Annotated in this window: 14 protein-coding genes; 8 read left to right on the forward strand and 6 right to left on the reverse strand. The window is 63.1% G+C overall.

Features of this window, described 5'->3' with window-relative positions:
- The first annotated feature begins 8 nt into the window (after positions 1–8).
- From NJC40_RS26965 to NJC40_RS26995, 7 genes are all read left to right on the forward strand, one after another.
- Positions 9–1,748: a cytochrome c biogenesis protein DipZ gene (locus tag NJC40_RS26965; RefSeq protein ID WP_253141165.1), complete on the forward strand. Its 1,740-nt coding sequence runs from the start codon at positions 9–11 to the stop codon at positions 1,746–1,748.
- Between the two features lie 10 nt (positions 1,749–1,758).
- On the forward strand, positions 1,759–2,451 hold the full coding sequence (msrA, locus tag NJC40_RS26970) for a peptide-methionine (S)-S-oxide reductase MsrA (protein ID WP_253141164.1): 693 nt from the start codon (positions 1,759–1,761) through the stop codon (positions 2,449–2,451).
- 175 nt (positions 2,452–2,626) lie between these two features.
- The gene (locus tag NJC40_RS26975) at positions 2,627–3,151 is read left to right on the forward strand and encodes a sigma-70 family RNA polymerase sigma factor (RefSeq protein ID WP_253141163.1); all 525 of its coding nucleotides are present in this window, start codon (positions 2,627–2,629) and stop codon (positions 3,149–3,151) included.
- Positions 3,148–4,095 (forward strand): FecR domain-containing protein, encoded by a 948-nt coding sequence (locus NJC40_RS26980; RefSeq protein WP_253141162.1) that lies wholly within the window; start codon positions 3,148–3,150, stop codon positions 4,093–4,095. Before NJC40_RS26975 ends, NJC40_RS26980 begins: the two co-directional genes overlap by 4 nt.
- Before the next feature lie 160 nt (positions 4,096–4,255).
- Positions 4,256–6,595 (forward strand): TonB-dependent siderophore receptor, encoded by a 2,340-nt coding sequence (locus tag NJC40_RS26985; RefSeq protein WP_253141161.1) that lies wholly within the window; start codon positions 4,256–4,258, stop codon positions 6,593–6,595.
- A gap of 299 nt (positions 6,596–6,894) precedes the next feature.
- The gene (locus tag NJC40_RS26990; RefSeq protein WP_253141160.1) at positions 6,895–8,619 is read left to right on the forward strand and encodes an ABC transporter permease; all 1,725 of its coding nucleotides are present in this window, start codon (positions 6,895–6,897) and stop codon (positions 8,617–8,619) included.
- An 11-nt stretch (positions 8,620–8,630) separates the two neighbouring features.
- Complete coding sequence (locus NJC40_RS26995; protein ID WP_253141159.1) at positions 8,631–9,926, forward strand: ABC transporter ATP-binding protein; 1,296 nt, start codon at positions 8,631–8,633, stop codon at positions 9,924–9,926.
- Positions 9,927–9,934: 8 nt separating this feature from the next.
- Here NJC40_RS26995 and NJC40_RS27000 read toward each other — a convergent pair whose 3' ends face one another.
- Entirely contained in the window at positions 9,935–10,735 is an 801-nt protein-coding gene (locus tag NJC40_RS27000; protein WP_253141158.1) for a substrate-binding periplasmic protein, read from the reverse strand.
- Between the two features lie 227 nt (positions 10,736–10,962).
- Here NJC40_RS27000 and NJC40_RS27005 point away from each other — a divergent pair, with 227 nt between their 5' ends.
- Complete coding sequence (locus NJC40_RS27005) at positions 10,963–11,223, forward strand: hypothetical protein (RefSeq protein ID WP_045481810.1); 261 nt, start codon at positions 10,963–10,965, stop codon at positions 11,221–11,223.
- Between the two features lie 19 nt (positions 11,224–11,242).
- On the opposite strand, the gene NJC40_RS27010 is transcribed toward NJC40_RS27005, so the two are convergent.
- The 5 genes from NJC40_RS27010 to NJC40_RS27030 all read right to left on the reverse strand — a co-directional run bounded on the left by NJC40_RS27010 (position 11,243) and on the right by NJC40_RS27030 (position 16,401).
- Positions 11,243–12,235: a Bug family tripartite tricarboxylate transporter substrate binding protein gene (locus tag NJC40_RS27010; RefSeq protein ID WP_253141157.1), complete on the reverse strand. Its 993-nt coding sequence runs from the start codon at positions 12,233–12,235 to the stop codon at positions 11,243–11,245.
- Positions 12,236–12,274: 39 nt separating this feature from the next.
- Positions 12,275–13,777, reverse strand: coding sequence for a tripartite tricarboxylate transporter permease (locus NJC40_RS27015; RefSeq protein WP_045481814.1), 1,503 nt, complete (start codon positions 13,775–13,777; stop codon positions 12,275–12,277).
- Positions 13,778–13,786: 9 nt separating this feature from the next.
- On the reverse strand, positions 13,787–14,254 hold the full coding sequence (locus NJC40_RS27020; protein ID WP_253141156.1) for a tripartite tricarboxylate transporter TctB family protein: 468 nt from the start codon (positions 14,252–14,254) through the stop codon (positions 13,787–13,789).
- Positions 14,251–15,225, reverse strand: coding sequence for an ABC transporter substrate-binding protein (locus tag NJC40_RS27025; RefSeq protein ID WP_253141155.1), 975 nt, complete (start codon positions 15,223–15,225; stop codon positions 14,251–14,253). Before NJC40_RS27025 ends, NJC40_RS27020 begins: the two co-directional genes overlap by 4 nt.
- 105 nt (positions 15,226–15,330) lie before the next feature.
- Complete coding sequence (locus tag NJC40_RS27030) at positions 15,331–16,401, reverse strand: LLM class flavin-dependent oxidoreductase (protein ID WP_253141154.1); 1,071 nt, start codon at positions 16,399–16,401, stop codon at positions 15,331–15,333.
- Positions 16,402–16,685 lie beyond the last annotated feature (284 nt).

A 16,685-nucleotide genomic window follows, 5' to 3' on the forward strand; every position in this document is an offset into this window, starting at 1 on the left:
ACAACCCCATGCTATTGCTGACACTCGCCTACCTGGGCGGCCTGCTGACCATCCTCAGCCCGTGCATCCTGCCAGTGCTGCCCTTCGTGTTTGCCCGTGGCGGGCGGCCGTTGCTGCGCAATGGCCTGCCATTGCTGGCCGGCATGGCCCTGACCTTCGCTCTGGTCGCTACCCTGGCGGCGGTCGGCGGGGCCTGGGTGGTGCGTCTGAACCAATATGGTCGCTGGCTGGCGCTGGCGTTCATCACCCTGTTCGCCCTGACCCTGCTGCTGCCGCAACTGGCCGAACGCCTGACCCGGCCACTGGTGGCAGCAGGCAATCGTCTTAACGCAGCTGCAGGTCACGACCAGCAGCCACGCGCTGGCACCTCATTGCTGATCGGCATCGCCACCGGCCTGCTGTGGGCGCCCTGCGCCGGTCCTATTCTCGGTCTGGTACTCACCGGCGCCGCGCTGCAAGGCGCCAACATCGGCAGCAGCTTGCTGTTGCTGGCCTACGCCGCCGGTGCCGCCACCTCGCTGGGCCTGGCCCTGCTGGTGGGCGGCAAGCTGTTCGAGGCCATCAAGCGCGGCCTGGGTGCCGGTGAATGGCTGCGCCGTGGGCTTGGCGCAGTCATGCTGGTCGGGGTGGCGGCCATTGCTTCGGGGCTCGACACCGGCCTGCTGACCCGTTTGTCGACCGCGACCACGGCTGGGCTGGAACAACATCTGGTAGATCGCTTGACCGGCCAGCAAGACGACGGCGCAATGATGATGCGCGCCACCGACAGCCACAGCGGCGAACTGCCGGTGGAAGGTAACCTGCCCGCCCTCGAGGGCGCGGTGCAGTGGCTCAACTCACCGCCGCTGAGCGCCGAAGCACTGAAAGGCAAAGTGGTGCTGGTCGATTTCTGGACCTACTCGTGCATCAACTGCCTGCGCAGCCTGCCCTACGTCAAAGCCTGGGCCGAGAAATACCGCGACCAGGGTCTGGTGGTGATTGGCGTGCATGCCCCGGAGTTCGCCTTCGAACGTGACATCGACAACGTCAAAAAAGCCAGCCGTGACCTTGGCATCACCTACCCGGTGGCCATCGACAACGACTTCGCCATCTGGAAAGGCTTCAACAATCAATACTGGCCGGCGCATTACTTCATCGATGGCCAGGGCAAGATCCGTTACCACCACTTTGGCGAGGGCCGTTACGACGAGTCCGAGCGGGTCATCCAGCAGTTGCTGCGTGAAGCCGGGCAGCAAGACGTTGCCAGCGGCATGGTCAAGGTCGCTGCCAGCGGTGCCCAGCAGGCCGCCACCCAGGGCATCCGCTCGCCGGAAACCTACCTTGGGTATGACCGCACGCGGAACTTCATCTCTTCAGGTGGTGTGCAGAAAGATCGTATAGCCAGCTACAACCTGCCAGGCAGCCTCAAGCTCAACGACTGGGGCCTGAGCGGTGCATGGCAAGTCAATGAAGAACAAGCCGTGTTGGCCCAAGCCGGCGGACATATCGCCTACCGCTTCAAGGCCCGCGACCTGCACCTGGTGCTCGGCCCGTCTGCCGACGGCAAGCCGGTGCGCTTCAAGGTCAGCATCGACGGCAAAGCTCCGGGCGAGGCCCACGGAGTGGACATCGATGCCGATGGCAACGGCACGGTGAACGAACAGCGCCTCTACCAGTTATTGCGCGTGCCCGGCGACGCCGCCGAACACAGCTTCGATATCGAGTTCCTCGACCCCGGCGTGCATGCCTACGCCTTCACCTTCGGCTGAGACCACCACCATGCGAATGATCAAACGCTTTACCTTACAAGCCCTCGCCGGCCTGGCCTTTATCCAGATCAGCGCCTGCTCAATGGCCGCGGAAGATGCCGTAGTGATTCCCGCACCGGCCCATGACCTGAGCAGTACGGCTTCGACAGCCACTGCGGTGTTTGCCGGCGGCTGTTTCTGGGGTGTGCAGGGGGTGTTCCAGCACCTGCACGGCGTGACCCAGGCGGTGTCCGGCTATGCCGGCGGCAGCGCCAATACCGCGCACTATGAGCAAGTCGGCAGCGGCGACACCGGGCATGCCGAAGCGGTGCAGATCAGCTACGACCCGCAGCAAATCAGCTACGGCAAGCTGCTGCAGGTGTTCTTCTCCGTGGCCCACAACCCGACCCAGCTCGACCGCCAAGGCCCAGACCGGGGCACCCAGTACCGCTCGGCAATCTTTGTGCAGAACGACGAACAAAAGGCCGTGGCCCAGGACTACATCAAGCAGCTCGACGCCGCCCATGTCTACCCAAAACCCATCGTCACCCGCCTGGAACCGCTGGCTGCTTTTTACCCGGCAGAGGACTACCACCAGAACTACCTGACCAACCACCCGAACAACGGCTACATCGTGGTCAACGACCTGCCCAAGGTGATGAACCTCAAGCAGTTGTTTGGTGAGTTGTATATGCAGCAGCCGGTGTTGGTGAAGGTGCCCTGAGGTATCCGGCGTGAGCAGTTCCCTCCCACAGGGGCACACTTCATACCTCTGCGGGAGGCTCATCTGGCGACAAAGGGCTTCGCGGATAAATCCGCTCCTGCGCGCCGGGTGAGACAAGCTTCACCTTGCAATATCGCTACAACATCACCACCATTGCGAATAGTTGTCATTCGCTATGGTCATCTCCGCCGTGATTGCTCCTCCCGCCGATACGCGTCAGCAAGTCCTCCATCGCCTGTTCGGCGACCATCACAGCTGGTTGCTCGACCGTTTGCGCGTGCGTCTGCGCTGCCGCGAAGACGCTGCCGATCTGGCCGCCGAGACCTTCGCTCAGGTGGTGGAGATGCCCGACCCGCAGAGCATCCGCGAGCCACGGGCGCTGTTGAGCACCATCGGCAAGCGGCTGATCTTCGCCCGCTGGCGGCGCAACGATATCGAGCAGGCGTATCTGCAGGCCCTGGCCGAACAGCCAGAACCGCTCGCGCCATCGCCGCAGGAACACTGGCTGGTGATGGAGGCGCTGCTGGAGGTCGACCGGTTGCTGGACGGGTTGTCGTCCAAAGCGCGGGCAGCCTTTCTCTATAGCCAGCTCGACGGCCTGACCTATGCGCAGATCGCCGCTGAATTGGGTGTGTCGGTCACCCGCGTGCATCAGTACATGGTTCAGGGGCTGACCGCCTGTTATCGGGCGGCGCCGTGAGCGGGTTGCCGCCGGCGGTCAGCCAGGCAATTGAATGGTACGCAAGGCGGGCATCGGGCAGTTTCGATGAGGCCGCGCAACGTCAGTGGCAAAGCTGGCTGGACGCCGATGCCAGTCATCAGCAGGCCTGGCAGAGCTTGCAGCAGCAACTCAATCGCACCCTGACACCGCTGGCGCAACAGCCTGGCACGGCGCGGGCCTTGCGTGCTAGCGGTCACTCGCGGCGACGCTTGCTGCGCGGCGCGCTGGGGCTTGGCGGTCTGGCAGTGGCTGCGCATCTGCTGAGCTGGCGCGGCGGGCCGCTGCACGAGCGCTGGGGCAGTGACCTGCGCACCGGCACTGCCGAACGTCGCACGTTCCATCTCGACGACGGCTCGACCCTGCTGCTCAATGCCGAAAGCGCGGTGGACCTGAACTTCAATGCCAGCCAGCGGCGTGTGCAGTTGCTGCGCGGCGCGGTGCTGGCTGAGATCAGCAAGGAGGCGGCGCCAGCCCGACCGTTCGTACTCGCCTGCCCTTGGGGTGAAGCGTGGCTGGACGGCGGCAGTTGCCTGTTGTCGCGGCAGGGTAATCAAGCCCAGGTGTGGGCCATGAGCGGCGAGCTGGAATGGCGCACGCCGCAGCAACGTCAACACCTGAGTGCAGGCCAGGGCCTGGCCTTCGACGGTCAGCGCTGGCAGCCAATTGCGCCGCAACACATCCATCAGCGCAGCTGGATCAGCGGTTTGCTGGAGGTGCATAACCAGTCGCTGGGCGAGGTGATCGAACACCTCAAGCCTTATCACCATGGGCTGTTGCAGGTGTCTGATGGCGCTGCCGGACTAAGAATTTCCGGGGTATTTACCCTGGATGACAGCCATAGTGCGCTGGCGGCGCTCAAGGATGTGCTGCCACTGCGCATCGACAGTTATCTGGGGTTGTGGACGCGGATCGACCGGGCGTAGCGGTTGAGGCTGTCGCCAGCAGAGCTTGCCTCCCACAGGGTGCAGCCCTGCAAGCGAAAAGTTTTTTCACATCACCCCTGAAAATTTTCCAGGCTCGCGTCACATACCAGGCAGTCACGCGTTTTGCGCGTCCCGCACCGTCCTTTGCCGAGTCTCTTTCATGCATTTGAATACCCTCTTCCCGCTGGTACTCAGCGGTTGCCTGGCCAGTGCCAGCAGCTTCGCCAGTGACGCGCTGTACGACTTCAATATCGAGGCCGGGCCGTTGGCCAGAACGCTGATCAGCATCGGCCAGGTCAGTGGTCGTCAGGTGCTGTTCGTGCCTGCCGATGTCGAAGGTCGTCAGGCGCGGGCACTGCGTGGCCAGTTCAGCAGCCAGGAGGCGGTCCGCCAGAGCTTGCAGGGCAGCGGGCTGGCCTTGCTGGTAACTGCCAGCGGAGCACTGAGTGTGCAGCCGCTCAACCGTGACGGCCTGACCCTGGATGCGACAGTGATCGATGCCAACCGCCAGGGCGCCACAGCCGATGAAGTGATCGCCCGCCGCACCCCGGCGGCCAGCACCACGCGGCTGGGCCTGAGCAACCGCGAAACACCGCAGGCGATCAGTACCGTGACCCGCCAGCAGATCGATGACTTCAAGCTGACCAGCGTCAAGGATGCGCTGCGCAGTGCGCCGACCGTCACCGTGGAGCAATTTGAGACCGATCGTACGGCATTCACCTCGCGCGGCTTTATCATCGACAACTTCGAGTACGACGGCATGGGCATGCCCTTCTCGTCCGGTGTATTACTCGGTGACCAGGACCTGGCCGAGTTCGAGCAGATCGACGTGTTGCACGGCGCCAACGGCCTGATGAGCGGCGCGGGTAACCCGTCTGCCACGGTCAATGCGGTGCGCAAACGGCCGACCGAAACCTTCCAGGCGCAGATCAACAGCAGTGTCGGTTCGTGGGACAACCGCCGCCTGGACTTCGATGTCAGCGGCCCGCTCAGTGAAAACGGCAAGGTGCGCGGGCGCTTTATCTATGCCCACGACAAGGGCAACTCTTATCTGGACCGCTACAGCCATGAGATCAACCTGGCCGCCGGACTGCTGGCCTTCGACCTGTCGGCGGCCGATACCCTGACCGTGGGTTACTCGGACCAGAAGAGCAATTCCAATGGCAGCACCTGGGGCGCACTGCCGATTGCCGACTACGCCGGCAATCGCATTCACTACAGCAGCCGCAGCTCAAGCATCGGCCAACCCTGGAGCTACTGGAACATCCACACCCAGCGCGCCTTCGCCGAGTGGGTCCATGAGTTCGACGGGGGCTGGAAAAGTACCCTCACTGTCACCGGGGTGAACCAGCATCAGGACACCCAGATGCTCTATGTCATCCCCGCCACCGCCACTGACGTGTTCGCCTACGTCAACCGCACCACCAGTACCGAGCATCAGCTGACCGGCGAACTGCAACTGGCCGGGCCGTTCAATCTGTTCGGCCGCGAGCACGAACTGACCCTGGGCGCCAACTACGGCCGCAGCCGTCACGACGAAACCGGACACTACCAGGACGCCTCGGGCTACATCATGACCAGTTTGACCGACGCTCTGGCCGGCCGCGTGGTGAAGCCGCCGTTCACCTATACCGATAGCCTCAACACCCAGCTGTTCACCGACCGACAAAAGAGTGTGTATGCCGGGGCACGCTTCAGCCTGAGCGATGACCTGCACTGGATTGCCGGTGCACGAATGCTCAGCGCCGACGGTGACGGCATGGGCTACGGCTCGCCGCACGACACCCGGGTGCATGGCAAGGTCACGCCTTACACCGGGGTGGTCTACGACCTGACTGCGCAGTGGAGCCTGTACGCCAGCTGGACCGAAATCTTCAAGCCGCAGTACCTGCGCAGCACCGCCGGCGGCGTGATCGAGCCGCTTGAAGGCAAAAGCACTGAGCTGGGCATCAAAGGCAGCCTGTTCGACGACCGCCTGAGCCTGACTGGCGCAGTGTTCAAGACCGACCAGCAGAACGTCGCCGAGACCACCGGCGAAATCATCGGCGGCCAGTACGCCTATCGGGGCGTGGACTTCAAGAGCCATGGCGTGGAACTCGAAGCCCACGGCGAAGCACTGCCCGGCCTGGAGCTGGCTGGCGGCTATACCTGGGTGCGCATCGAAGACAACAATGGCGACAAGGCGCGCCGCTACGTGCCCAACCACACCCTGCGCGCCAGCCTGACCTGGCGTCTGCCGAACCTGCCACAAGCCAAAGTCGGCAGCCGCGTGCAATGGCAGAGCGCAACCGAGGCCGATTCCAACAGCCGCGTAAGCCAGGACGCCTACACCCTGGTCGACCTGATGGCCAGCTACGACTTCGGCGAACACTGGAGCACGTCGCTGAACCTCAACAACCTGTTCGATCAGAAGTACTTGTTGTCGCTGTACCAGACCGCCGGGTCCACCAACTATGGCGCGCCGCGCAATGTCATGGCTTCGGTGAGCTGGAAGTACTGAGCGTCACGGTTGGCGGCGCTGACGGTGAAACCCCCTTCACGTTCAGCGCCAGTTCATGGAGCGGCCTGCCAGAGCGGCGTATAAAGCGCAGGCCTTACCGAAACATCCTGTAACTACTTTGACGAGAGCCATGGACAGTTATCCCGGTAGTCGCGCCCCGGCCCTTTTGCGAAAGGCCGGGCGCGCGATCAACACAGACACACGACAGTGCCCGCAACGGGCCGGTCGGTTGAGCCGCATGCCGGGCTGAGCCTCGTACGCGACTTGCCTGCCGGCGCGGCCGGGCCGAGGTAAGTCGAATGCCATTTTCCATTCGCCAACAGGCCTTGCGCCTGGGTCACGTTGCACCCAATCGTTGGGACTGGCTTATGCTGCCATTGGTCCTGGCGCTGATTGTTCTGCTCGCCTGGGGCGCCATGCAGATGAGTCGACCGTTTGTAGTCGGTGAAGCCACACCGGTATCACTGGACCCGACCGAGCTGCCCTATTACCTGCTGCGCACGATGCTGCGTATGTTCATCGCGCTGGGGATTTCGCTGCTGTTCGCCTTTGCCTTCGCCGCGCTTGCCGCCCGCTATCGTGCAGCAGAAAAGATCATGATCCCGTTGCTGGATGTACTGCAGTCAGTGCCGATCCTGGGGGTTCAGGCCATCGCTATCGCACCTTTCATAGCCCTGTTTCCCGGCAACCTGCTGGGTGTGGAGTGCGCGGCGATCTTTGCCATCTTCACCTCCCAGGCCTGGAACATGGCGCTGAGTCTTTATCAGTCGCTGCGCAACATCCCCGGTGAGCTGGAAGAAGCCGCACGCGTTTTCCGGCTCTCACCCTGGCAGCGCTTCTGGCGGCTTGAACTGCCATTCGCCATGCCTGGGCTGCTGTGGAACATGATGATGTCGATGTCCGGTGGCTGGTTCTTTCTGGTGGCGGCCGAAGCCATCTCCGTCGCCGGGCAGCACATCAAGCTGCCGGGCATTGGCTCATACATTGCCGTAGCCATCGAACAAAGCAATCAGCAGGCGATCGGTTGGGCCATCGCCGCGATGCTGCTGGGCATCGTCATTTACGATCAGTTGTTCTTCCGTCCACTACTGGCTTGGGCTGATCGATTTCGTTTCGAAGAAACCGCTGGCGAAACCGCCCAGCGCTCCTGGCTGCTGGAGTGGGGCCGGCGCAGCCACTGGCTGCGAGCCGCCAGCCTGCGCCTGGCCGCGACCCTGCACGCGGTGACCGGCGGGTTTGCATTGCGCCACGACGGTTCGGTGCCACCGCATCGGCGCCTGTCAGTGCCACGCCTGTGGTCACAGGTGGGCAAGGCTGTGCTGGCCCTGATCAGCCTGGGCGCACTGGGGGGCCTCACCCTGTTTATCCATCAGGCCGTTGGCTGGGCCGAGGTATTGCACGTGCTCTGGCTGGGGCTGCTGACCCTCACCCGGGTCATCGTGCTGATCATTCTCGCCTCGCTGGTCTGGGTACCGCTGTCGATCTGGATCGGCTTGCGCCCGCGCTACTCGCAAAAGGTCCAGGCACTGGCGCAGTTCCTGGCCGCATTCCCGGTCAACCTTCTATTTGCGCTGGTGGTCGTTCTGCTGGTCAGGCTGGACCTGAACCCGAATATCTGGCTCAGCCCGCTGATGGTGTTTGGCACCCAGTGGTACATCCTGTTCAACGTGGTGGCCGGAGCGAACGGCATCCCCAATGAACTGCGCCTGGCCGCCGAGAACATGGGCCTGACAGGCTGGCTGAAATGCAAACGCCTGTATCTGCCGGCGGTGTTCCCCAGCTTTCTGACCGGTGCGATGACCGCCAGCGGCGGCTCGTGGAACGCCAGTATCGTGGCCGAATACGTGACCTGGGGCGACATCACCCTGCAAGCCCAGGGGCTGGGCAGCTACATCAAACAAATGACCGATGCCGGAGATTTTCATCGCATCGCCCTGGGCATCGGGGTGATGTGCCTCTACGTCATGGTGTTCAACCGTCTCGTCTGGCGCCGGCTGTTACTGCGCGCCGCAACCCGTCGTTGAAGGAGGCTGTGATGAAAGCCAAGGCATTGATCGAACTCAAAGCAGTCAACAAAGGCTTCAAGGCCGCCGACGGCACGTCGCGCACAGTGCTCCAGGGCGTGGACCTGGCATTGCATGACGATGAGATCGTCGCCCTGCTGGGCCGCTCCGGCTCAGGCAAATCCACCCTGCTACGGGTGATTGCCGGGCTGGTAAAGGCCGACCAGGGCCAGGTTCACTATCAGGGCCACCCCATCTACGGCCCGGTCAACGGCATCGCGATGGTGTTTCAGTCGTTCGCGCTGTTTCCCTGGCTGAGCGTGCAACAGAACGTCGAACTGGGCCTGGAAGCTCAGGGCGTCAAGCCGGCCGAGCGCGAACGGCTGGCCAGCGCCGCGCTGGAAATGATTGGCCTGGCCGGTTTCAGCGGTGCCCTGCCGCGCGAACTGTCTGGCGGCATGCGCCAGCGGGTAGGCATTGCTCGTGCACTGGTGACCAATCCGCAGGTGCTGCTGATGGACGAGGCATTCTCGGCGCTGGACGTGCTGACCGGGCAGAGCTTGCGCGACGACATACTCGAACTCTGGCAAGAACGGCGCATGGCTACACGCTGCATGCTGGTGGTGTCGCACAACATCGAAGAGACCGTAATGATGGCCGACCGTATTGTGGTCTTCGACAGCGACCCCGGTCGGGTGCGCTCTGAGTTGCACATCGACCTGCCCCGCCCGCGCAACGCCGACTCGCCACAGGTGCGCGCCCTGGTGGCGCAGGTTTATGCGCTGATGACTCAACCGTCAGCGGCGATTCACACAGCGGACAGCAGCGCACCGTTGGCGGCGCCATTGAGCTACAGGCTGCCTGAGGCTGATGTCGCACGGCTCGAAAGCGTGCTGGAGCGCCTGGCTGCCGAGCCGTTCAACGGCACTGCCAGCCTGCCGGCCCTGGCCGCCGAAACCGGGCTGCCCGACGAGGAATTGCTGCCGGTCTGCGAAGCCTTGGCGTTGCTGGGCCTGGCGCATATCGACCATGGTCATCTACGCCTGGACCGCCATGGGCGGCAATACTTGACCACACGCCAGGCACGCCGTCAGGATCTGTTCGCCCGTCAATGCCGGGGACGCATTGCACTGGTGAATTTCATTCTGGACCGTCTGCATCTTGAACCGGGTGCCAGCCTGGCCAGAACCGTGGTGCTTGGCAGGCTGGCAGAGTGGATGGATGAAGAACAGGCCGAGCGGGTCTTGAACGTTGCCATCGAATGGGGCCGCTACAGCGAGCTGTTCGAGTACAGCTTCCATAACCACTGCTTCACCCTGACCTCCTGATACGGCGGTCACGGCAGGCGGCTGGCTTGCGGACCCGGCAAGTCGTGCAGGTAGCTATCGATGATGCGCTCAATACTGCCGTCGTCGCGCAAGCGTTCGACGGCCTTTTTCAGCCGCTGGACCATCGGCTCGGCACAGGTTTTCGAGCAGGCCAGGTACAGGTCGGTCGGCATCATCGGCGGGCTCATCAGCAATGGCCGGCTGGACACGTCGCGCCAGATGTAGCGGGTTTCCGGCACCCCGTTGAACCAGGCATCGACCCGGCCCAGCAAGAGCATCTGCGCCGGGTTCTCGCCGATTTTCAACGGGTAGATCTGCTCATCGGCGAAGCCTTGTTCGCGCAGCATCTGCTCTTGAGCACTGCCCAGCCCCACAGCGATGCGCCGGTAGCTGCGGCGGGCCTCGTCGAAATTCTCCACCCGTTTATCGAGGCTGAAGAACGCCCGTTGCATGGTCATGATCGGCACGATCCAGGTGTAGCTGTTTTCCCGCGACGGGATGCGCGACAGGGGGATGATCAGCAGGTTCTCGCCCATCTGGACCGTACGCTGCGCGCGGTTCCAGGGCATGGATCGAACGTTCAGCTCATAGCCTGCCAGAGCGGCGGCCTTCTGCGAGACGTCGCCCAGAATGCCGCTGCGGCCAACCGGGCCAGACATGGTCAGCGGCGGCGCCTCAAGCAGGTAGATATCCGCCGGGGCCGCGAGCAGGGTCTGCCATGGGCAGAGCACGCCGACCGTCAAGGCTGCGCAAAACCGCTTCAAGGCTCGCAAGCCTGTGTAGCGCAGGGAATTGGTCGAGAAGTGCATCAGGGTAACCTGAGAGTGGACGACAAGCTGACATGGCAAGCATAGTTGCAAATACCTGATAGCGCATTGCCCTGCCCAATAAAGGAGCACTACCGCCCATGATCGGACAGCAGCGTTACGAAGCCGGCTTGCAGGCGCTGAGCGATGCAGGCGCGCATGTGCGCACCACCGTGGGGGTGTACCAGCTGAAGGTCGATCTGCTGGCGATTGCGCAGTAGGTCCTCGCCATGGCGCACTTGATCAGGATCAGCGATGTACCGCGCGCCCGGTGGATCGCCTTGCGCGATCAACTGGCCGCCGATGGCTGGACGTTGATCAGGGGTGGCGGGCTGGATCACTCATGGGCAACGTTGCACCGCGGTGAGCCGGTGATTGAAATGCAATGGGACAACTGGACCGAAGGTGAGATCACCTACGCGCAGGAGCAGGCCGGGTTGATCGAGGCCCAATTGCCAGAGGACATCAGGGCGTTGCCAAAGGCGCCCTGAATGCAGCCAGCAGGTTGCCTTACTCGATTTTCACCTTCGCCGCACGAATCACCTCGCCCCAGCGCTGATGGTCATCGGCAATCACCTTGGCAAAGCCGGCCGGGGTGCTTTTTTCAAGGCTGATGCCGTTCTGCGTGAAACGCTCGGCGGTTGCCGGGGTATTGGCGATCACTTCGATGGCCTTGCTCAGGCGCTCGACGATCGGTGCCGGGGCGTCCTTGGGCAGCACCACGCCGAACCAGCCGGAAGCCACGAAACCTGGCAAGCCGGCCTCGACGGCACCGGGCACGCCCGGCAGCAGCGGCGAACGCTCGGCACTGCTGAGCACCAGACCCTTGAGTTTGCCGGCCTTGATCTGCGGCGCCAGCACGGTCAGGGTGTCGACCGCGATGTCCACTTCCCCGCCCAGCAACCCGGTGACCGCCGGAGCACTGCCTTTGTAGGGCACATGCAGCAGGTCGATCTGCGCCTGGTTTTTCAGCAGTTCTCCGGACAGGTGGCACAGCGTGCCGTTGCCGCAGGAGGAATAACTCAATGCGCCGGGGCGGGCCTTGGCGTTGCTGATCAGCTCTTGCAGGTTGTTGATCTTGCTGCTGGCATTCACCGCCACCACGTTGGGCACCGAGGCGACTACGGCCACCGGGGTGAAATCCTTCTGATAGTCGTAGCGCAGGTCATTCTGCAGGTTGGGCAGAATGGTCAACTGGCCGGCGGTGGCCAGCGACAAGGTGTAGCCATCAGGTTTGGCCTTGGCCACATACTCGGCAGCAATGGCAGTGCCGGCACCGGGTTTGTTTTCGACCACCACTGGCTGGCCCAGTGAGGTGGACAATTGTTCGGCGTAGTAACGGCCGACGGTGTCTGCCGCGCCGCCCGGCGGAAACGGTACGATCAAGGTCAACGGACGGCTGGGCCAGTTCTGTTCAACAGCAGTATCGGCATGCACCAGGCTGCTCAGCACACCCAGGGTCAGGCCGGCCAGGGCGGCAGTGAAGGTACGGGTCTTGTTCATGGACATCTCGTTTTTCAGTGTTGGGCAAAAAGCGCAGGGTCAGTCTTCGTTGAACGCCACTTGGCGGGTGGCGCGAAAACGCGGCAACAGCAGCAAGGTCACGATCAACAGGGTCACAATCAGCAGGCTCAGGCTCAGCGGGCGCTGCACGAATACCAACGGGTCGCCGCGCGACAGCAACATGGCGCGGCGCAGGTTCTCTTCCATCATCGGCCCGAGGATGTAGCCCAGCAGCAGCGGTGCCGGTTCGCAGCGCAGCTTGATGAACAGGTAGCCAAGCAGGCCGAAGCCGACGGTGAGCAGCACATCGAACAGGCTGTTGTTGACGCTGTACACGCCAATGCAACAGAACAACAGAATCGCCGGGTACAGCAGGCGGTAAGGCACCGACAGCAGCTTCACCCAGATACCTACCAGCGGCAGGTTGAGCACCAGCAACAGCAAATTGCCGATCCACATGCTGACGATCAGCCCCCAGAACAACTCCGGGCGCTCGTCGAGCACCTGCGGCCCGGGCACGATGCCGTGGATCATCATCGCGCCGGCCATCAGCGCCATCACCGCGTTGGACGGCAAGCCCATGACCAGCATCGGGATGAATGAGGTCTGCGCCCCGGCGTTGTTGGCCGACTCCGGACCCGCGACACCTTCGATGGCGCCCTGGCCGAAGCGCGCAGGGTCCTTGGCCAGGCGTTTTTCGAGCATGTACGAGGCAAACGAGCCGAGCATCGCCCCGCCACCCGGCAGTACGCCCAACAGCGAACCCAGCCCGGTGCCGCGCAGAATCGGCTTCCAGGCGCGGCGGTAGTCATCGCGGCTGGGCAACAGGCGTCCGACCGGGGCGATCTGGCTTTTGCCGCTGTGGTCACGCTCCAGGTTGGCGATGATTTCGGCAATGCCGAAGATGCCCATGGAGATCACCACAAAGCTGATGCCGTCACTCAGTTGCGGCAGGCCGAAGGTGAAGCGCTCGGCCCCGGAGTTGACGTCAGTGCCCACCATGCCCAGCAACAGACCGAGCACGGTCATCGCCAGTGCCCGCAGCACGTCGCCCTGGGCCAGCACGATGGCCGCCACCAGGCCCAGCAGCATCAGCGAGAAGTAATCGGCCGGGCCGAATTTGAGCGCGAACTCCGCCAGCGGTGCCGCCGCGGCGGCCAGCAGCAGGATCGCCAGGCTGCCGGCAATGAACGAGCCGATCGCCGCGATGGCCAGCGCCGCCCCTGCCCGGCCCTTGCGCGCCATGGCATGACCGTCGATGCAGGTCACCACCGAGGACGACTCGCCCGGCAAGTTGACCAGAATCGCGGTGGTCGAACCGCCGTACTGCGCGCCGTAGTAGATGCCCGAGAGCATGATCAACGCCGCCGAAGGTGTCAGGCCATAAGTGATCGGCAACAGCATGGCGATGGTCGCCACCGGCCCCAGCCCTGGCAACACGCCAATCAGGGTGCCGAGGGTTACGCCCAGCAGGCAGTAGAGCAAATTGTTGACGGTAAAGGCTGCGTCCAGGCCGAGACTCAGGTGGGCGAGCAGTTCCATGGGGCTTCCTCAGACCGGCAGTACAGGCAGATTCAGGCCCAGTGCCCACGTGAACACCAGGGCACTGAAGCCGCCCAGCACACTGCCCAGCACGGTCAGTTCCTTGAAACTGGGTTTGCGCCGCGCCAGCCCGCTGAGCAGGGTCATGACCAACGTCGCCAGGGCCAGCCCCAGACTGGGCAGCAACAGCGCGAAAGCCACCACACTGCCGATGATCGATAACCCCGCACGCACGCTGAACAGCCCGCCCAGGCCGACCTGCTCACTGGAAAACGCCAGCCCGCGCAACAGGATCAACACCCCCAGCGCACTGAGCACAGTGCCAATCAGCAACGGAAAGTAGCCGGCGCCCATGCGCATTGTCGTACCCACGCTGTAGTCCCCGGCCAGGCTCAGGGCGACGCCGCCGAAGCCGAGAAACAACAGCCCGGCGCACACGTCACGGGCATCGCTGACCCGCGCCGGCCAGCGTTTCATGGCGTGGTCCTGGCACTGGCGGTCGCAGCCGCGACGCCCGGTTGCAGTGCCGCCGAGAACGACAGGTCGAACAGGCTGGCGGCCGGATAGGACTTGATCAGGCCCAGCCCGCTGAAAAACTCGATGGTCTGCTGCGCACCGGCAATCACCTGCTCGTTGAGCGGCCCAAGATCGGTTTTGGCCCGGACAAACCAGACCCGTGCAATGTCAGCGTCGGCGCGGGTACGCTTCGCCCAACTGTCGGCATACTGCTCACTGTGGGCCTGATCGCGCTGAGCCCAGTCACGGGCCTTTTTCAGGCGCTGCAGAAAATCTTCGATGGCCGCGCGCTTCTCGGCGATGGCCTTGTCGTTGGCCACCACGAAGCTTTGTGCCGGGATCAGGTCCTTGGCCGTGGCCAGTACCCGAGCACCCTGGCGCTCTTGCTGGGTGACATAGGGCTCCCAGGTGGCAATCACGTCCACCGAGCCGCCGTCCAGGGCATGGGAGGCATCCAGTGCGCTGAGGTAGCGCAGCTCCAGCGCATCACGCGGGACACCGGCCTTGTCCAGCGCCGTGAGCAACAACTGCTGGCTCCAGGAACCTTTCCAGATCGCGGCCCGCTTGCCGCGCAGGTCGCCCAGAGTCTTGATGGGCGAGTCCTTGCGGACCAGAATCGCCACCCCGTCAAGGTTCTGCCGGCTGACGGCAATCACCTTGATCGGCGCGCCCAGTGCCCCGAGAAACAAAGGCGGTGCGTCACCCAGCAAGCCGATGTCCAGGCTGCCGACGTTGAGCGCTTCGGCCACTGGCGAACCGGCAGTGAACTGCTTCCATTCCAAGGTGTAAGGCAAATCGTCGAGAACGTTGGCGGCTTCCATCACCGCCTGGGCGTTGTAACTCTGGTCACCGACGTTCAAGGTCAACGCCGAGGCGCTCAAACTCAGGGCCGCAGCCAGCAGGCCGACGGCCAGTTTCAGGGGTTTACGCACGGTAGTCTCCAGGACCGGTTGCACAGGCAACGGCCAGCAAGGTGAGGAGCCCGATCCGCACGTGCGGTCTCGTGACAGCCTGAGTCGATTCAGAATGAGGAGGGCTCAGCCCTGACGGTCAGCGATTTTGGCGCGGGTCAACGGGATCAACTCACGACCATAGTCTTTGGCGTCTTCGATGGGGTCGAAGCCGCGAATCAGAAAGGTGGTCACGCCCAGCTCGTAATAAGCCAGCAGCGCATCGGCCACTTGTTCGGGAGTGCCGACCAGTGCGGTGGAGTTATGCCCGCCACCCACCAGCCTGGCGATACCGGTCCACAGCCGCTCATCCACGCGCTCACCTTTGGCCACGGTATCAAGCAGGCGCTGGGCACCCACACTCTGCGGTTTGTTGGCGATCACTTGGCCTGCCTGTTCGATGCGCTGGCGGGCGGCAGTGAGAATCTGGTCGGCCTTGGCCCAGGCGGCGTCTTCGGTAGCCGCGATGATCGGCCTGAACGACACACTGAACTGCACCTCACGGCCATTGCGGGCGGCCTCGGCACGCACCTGCTCGATGGTCTCACGGGTCTGCTCCAGCGACTCGCCCCACAACGCGAAGACATCGGCGTGCTTGCCGGCCACTTGCAGGGCGGCCTGTGACGAACCACCGAAGTACACCGGCAAGTGCGGTTTCTGCAGCGGCTTGATGGCCGAGAAGGCGGCCTCGGCCTGATAGAACGTGCCCTGATGATCGAAGGGCTGCTCTTCGGTCCAGACCCGGCGTACCACCTCCAGAAACTCGTCGCTGCGCGCATAGCGCTGGTCGTGATCCTGATAGTCGCCATCCTTGCGCTGCTCGGCATCGCTGCCACCGCTGATGATATGCACGGCCAGACGACCATCAAGCAGATGATCCAGCGTGGCGAGCTTGCGGGCGGCCACTGTCGGCGCAACGAAACCGGGACGGTGAGCCAGCAGGAATTTGATCTTCGAAGTGACCTGGCCGGCCAGCGCAGTGACCAGAAAACCGTCAGGCTGATCGGACCAGTAGCCGACCAGAATCCGGTCGAAACCGGCCTCTTCGTGGGCACGGGCGAAGTCGGTGATCACGTGTTTATCGAAGATCGGCCCCGTCGGTGCCAGGGTCTCGGAAGTCAGGCGATGGCCGAGCATGCCGATGAATTGAACGCTCATAGGGGTCTCCTTGATAGCGAACCTTGATTTAGCGGTTATAAATTTAATCCCGCTAAAAACCTTTTCGCATAAGCTATCGAGAACCTTGCCCCTTGTGAAATGCATTTTTGTCATATCCTAATATGAAAAAGATGCAAAATAATTTTGATATAAGACAGCCCTTCACAGGTGTGTGTTGCATGAAGGCAGCCTCTTCACGACCAAGGTCGTGCCCACCGTATTTCAAGACAGAATTGGGGTGGGAACGACCTTGGTCGTGAAGAGGCCGGTAAAGTCACAGCATC

Origin of the sequence: Pseudomonas sp. 21LCFQ02 (assembly GCF_024129895.2) — a bacterium.
In the GTDB taxonomy this organism is placed as follows: domain Bacteria; phylum Pseudomonadota; class Gammaproteobacteria; order Pseudomonadales; family Pseudomonadaceae; genus Aquipseudomonas.

Bases quoted from the DNA above. Each gene is read 5' to 3' on its own strand.
- NJC40_RS26965 (WP_253141165.1), top strand. From the start codon at position 9: ATGCTATTGCTGACACTCGCCTACCTGGGCGGCCTGCTGACCATCCTC.
- msrA (WP_253141164.1), top strand. From the start codon at position 1,759: ATGCGAATGATCAAACGCTTTACCTTACAAGCCCTCGCCGGCCTGGCC.
- NJC40_RS26975 (WP_253141163.1), top strand. From the start codon at position 2,627: ATGGTCATCTCCGCCGTGATTGCTCCTCCCGCCGATACGCGTCAGCAA.
- NJC40_RS26985 (WP_253141161.1), top strand. From the start codon at position 4,256: ATGCATTTGAATACCCTCTTCCCGCTGGTACTCAGCGGTTGCCTGGCC.
- NJC40_RS26990 (WP_253141160.1), top strand. From the start codon at position 6,895: ATGCCATTTTCCATTCGCCAACAGGCCTTGCGCCTGGGTCACGTTGCA.
- NJC40_RS26995 (WP_253141159.1), top strand. From the start codon at position 8,631: ATGAAAGCCAAGGCATTGATCGAACTCAAAGCAGTCAACAAAGGCTTC.
- NJC40_RS27000 (WP_253141158.1), bottom strand. From the start codon at position 10,735: ATGCACTTCTCGACCAATTCCCTGCGCTACACAGGCTTGCGAGCCTTG.
- NJC40_RS27005 (WP_045481810.1), top strand. From the start codon at position 10,963: ATGGCGCACTTGATCAGGATCAGCGATGTACCGCGCGCCCGGTGGATC.
- NJC40_RS27010 (WP_253141157.1), bottom strand. From the start codon at position 12,235: ATGAACAAGACCCGTACCTTCACTGCCGCCCTGGCCGGCCTGACCCTG.
- NJC40_RS27015 (WP_045481814.1), bottom strand. From the start codon at position 13,777: ATGGAACTGCTCGCCCACCTGAGTCTCGGCCTGGACGCAGCCTTTACC.
- NJC40_RS27020 (WP_253141156.1), bottom strand. From the start codon at position 14,254: ATGAAACGCTGGCCGGCGCGGGTCAGCGATGCCCGTGACGTGTGCGCC.
- NJC40_RS27030 (WP_253141154.1), bottom strand. From the start codon at position 16,401: ATGAGCGTTCAATTCATCGGCATGCTCGGCCATCGCCTGACTTCCGAG.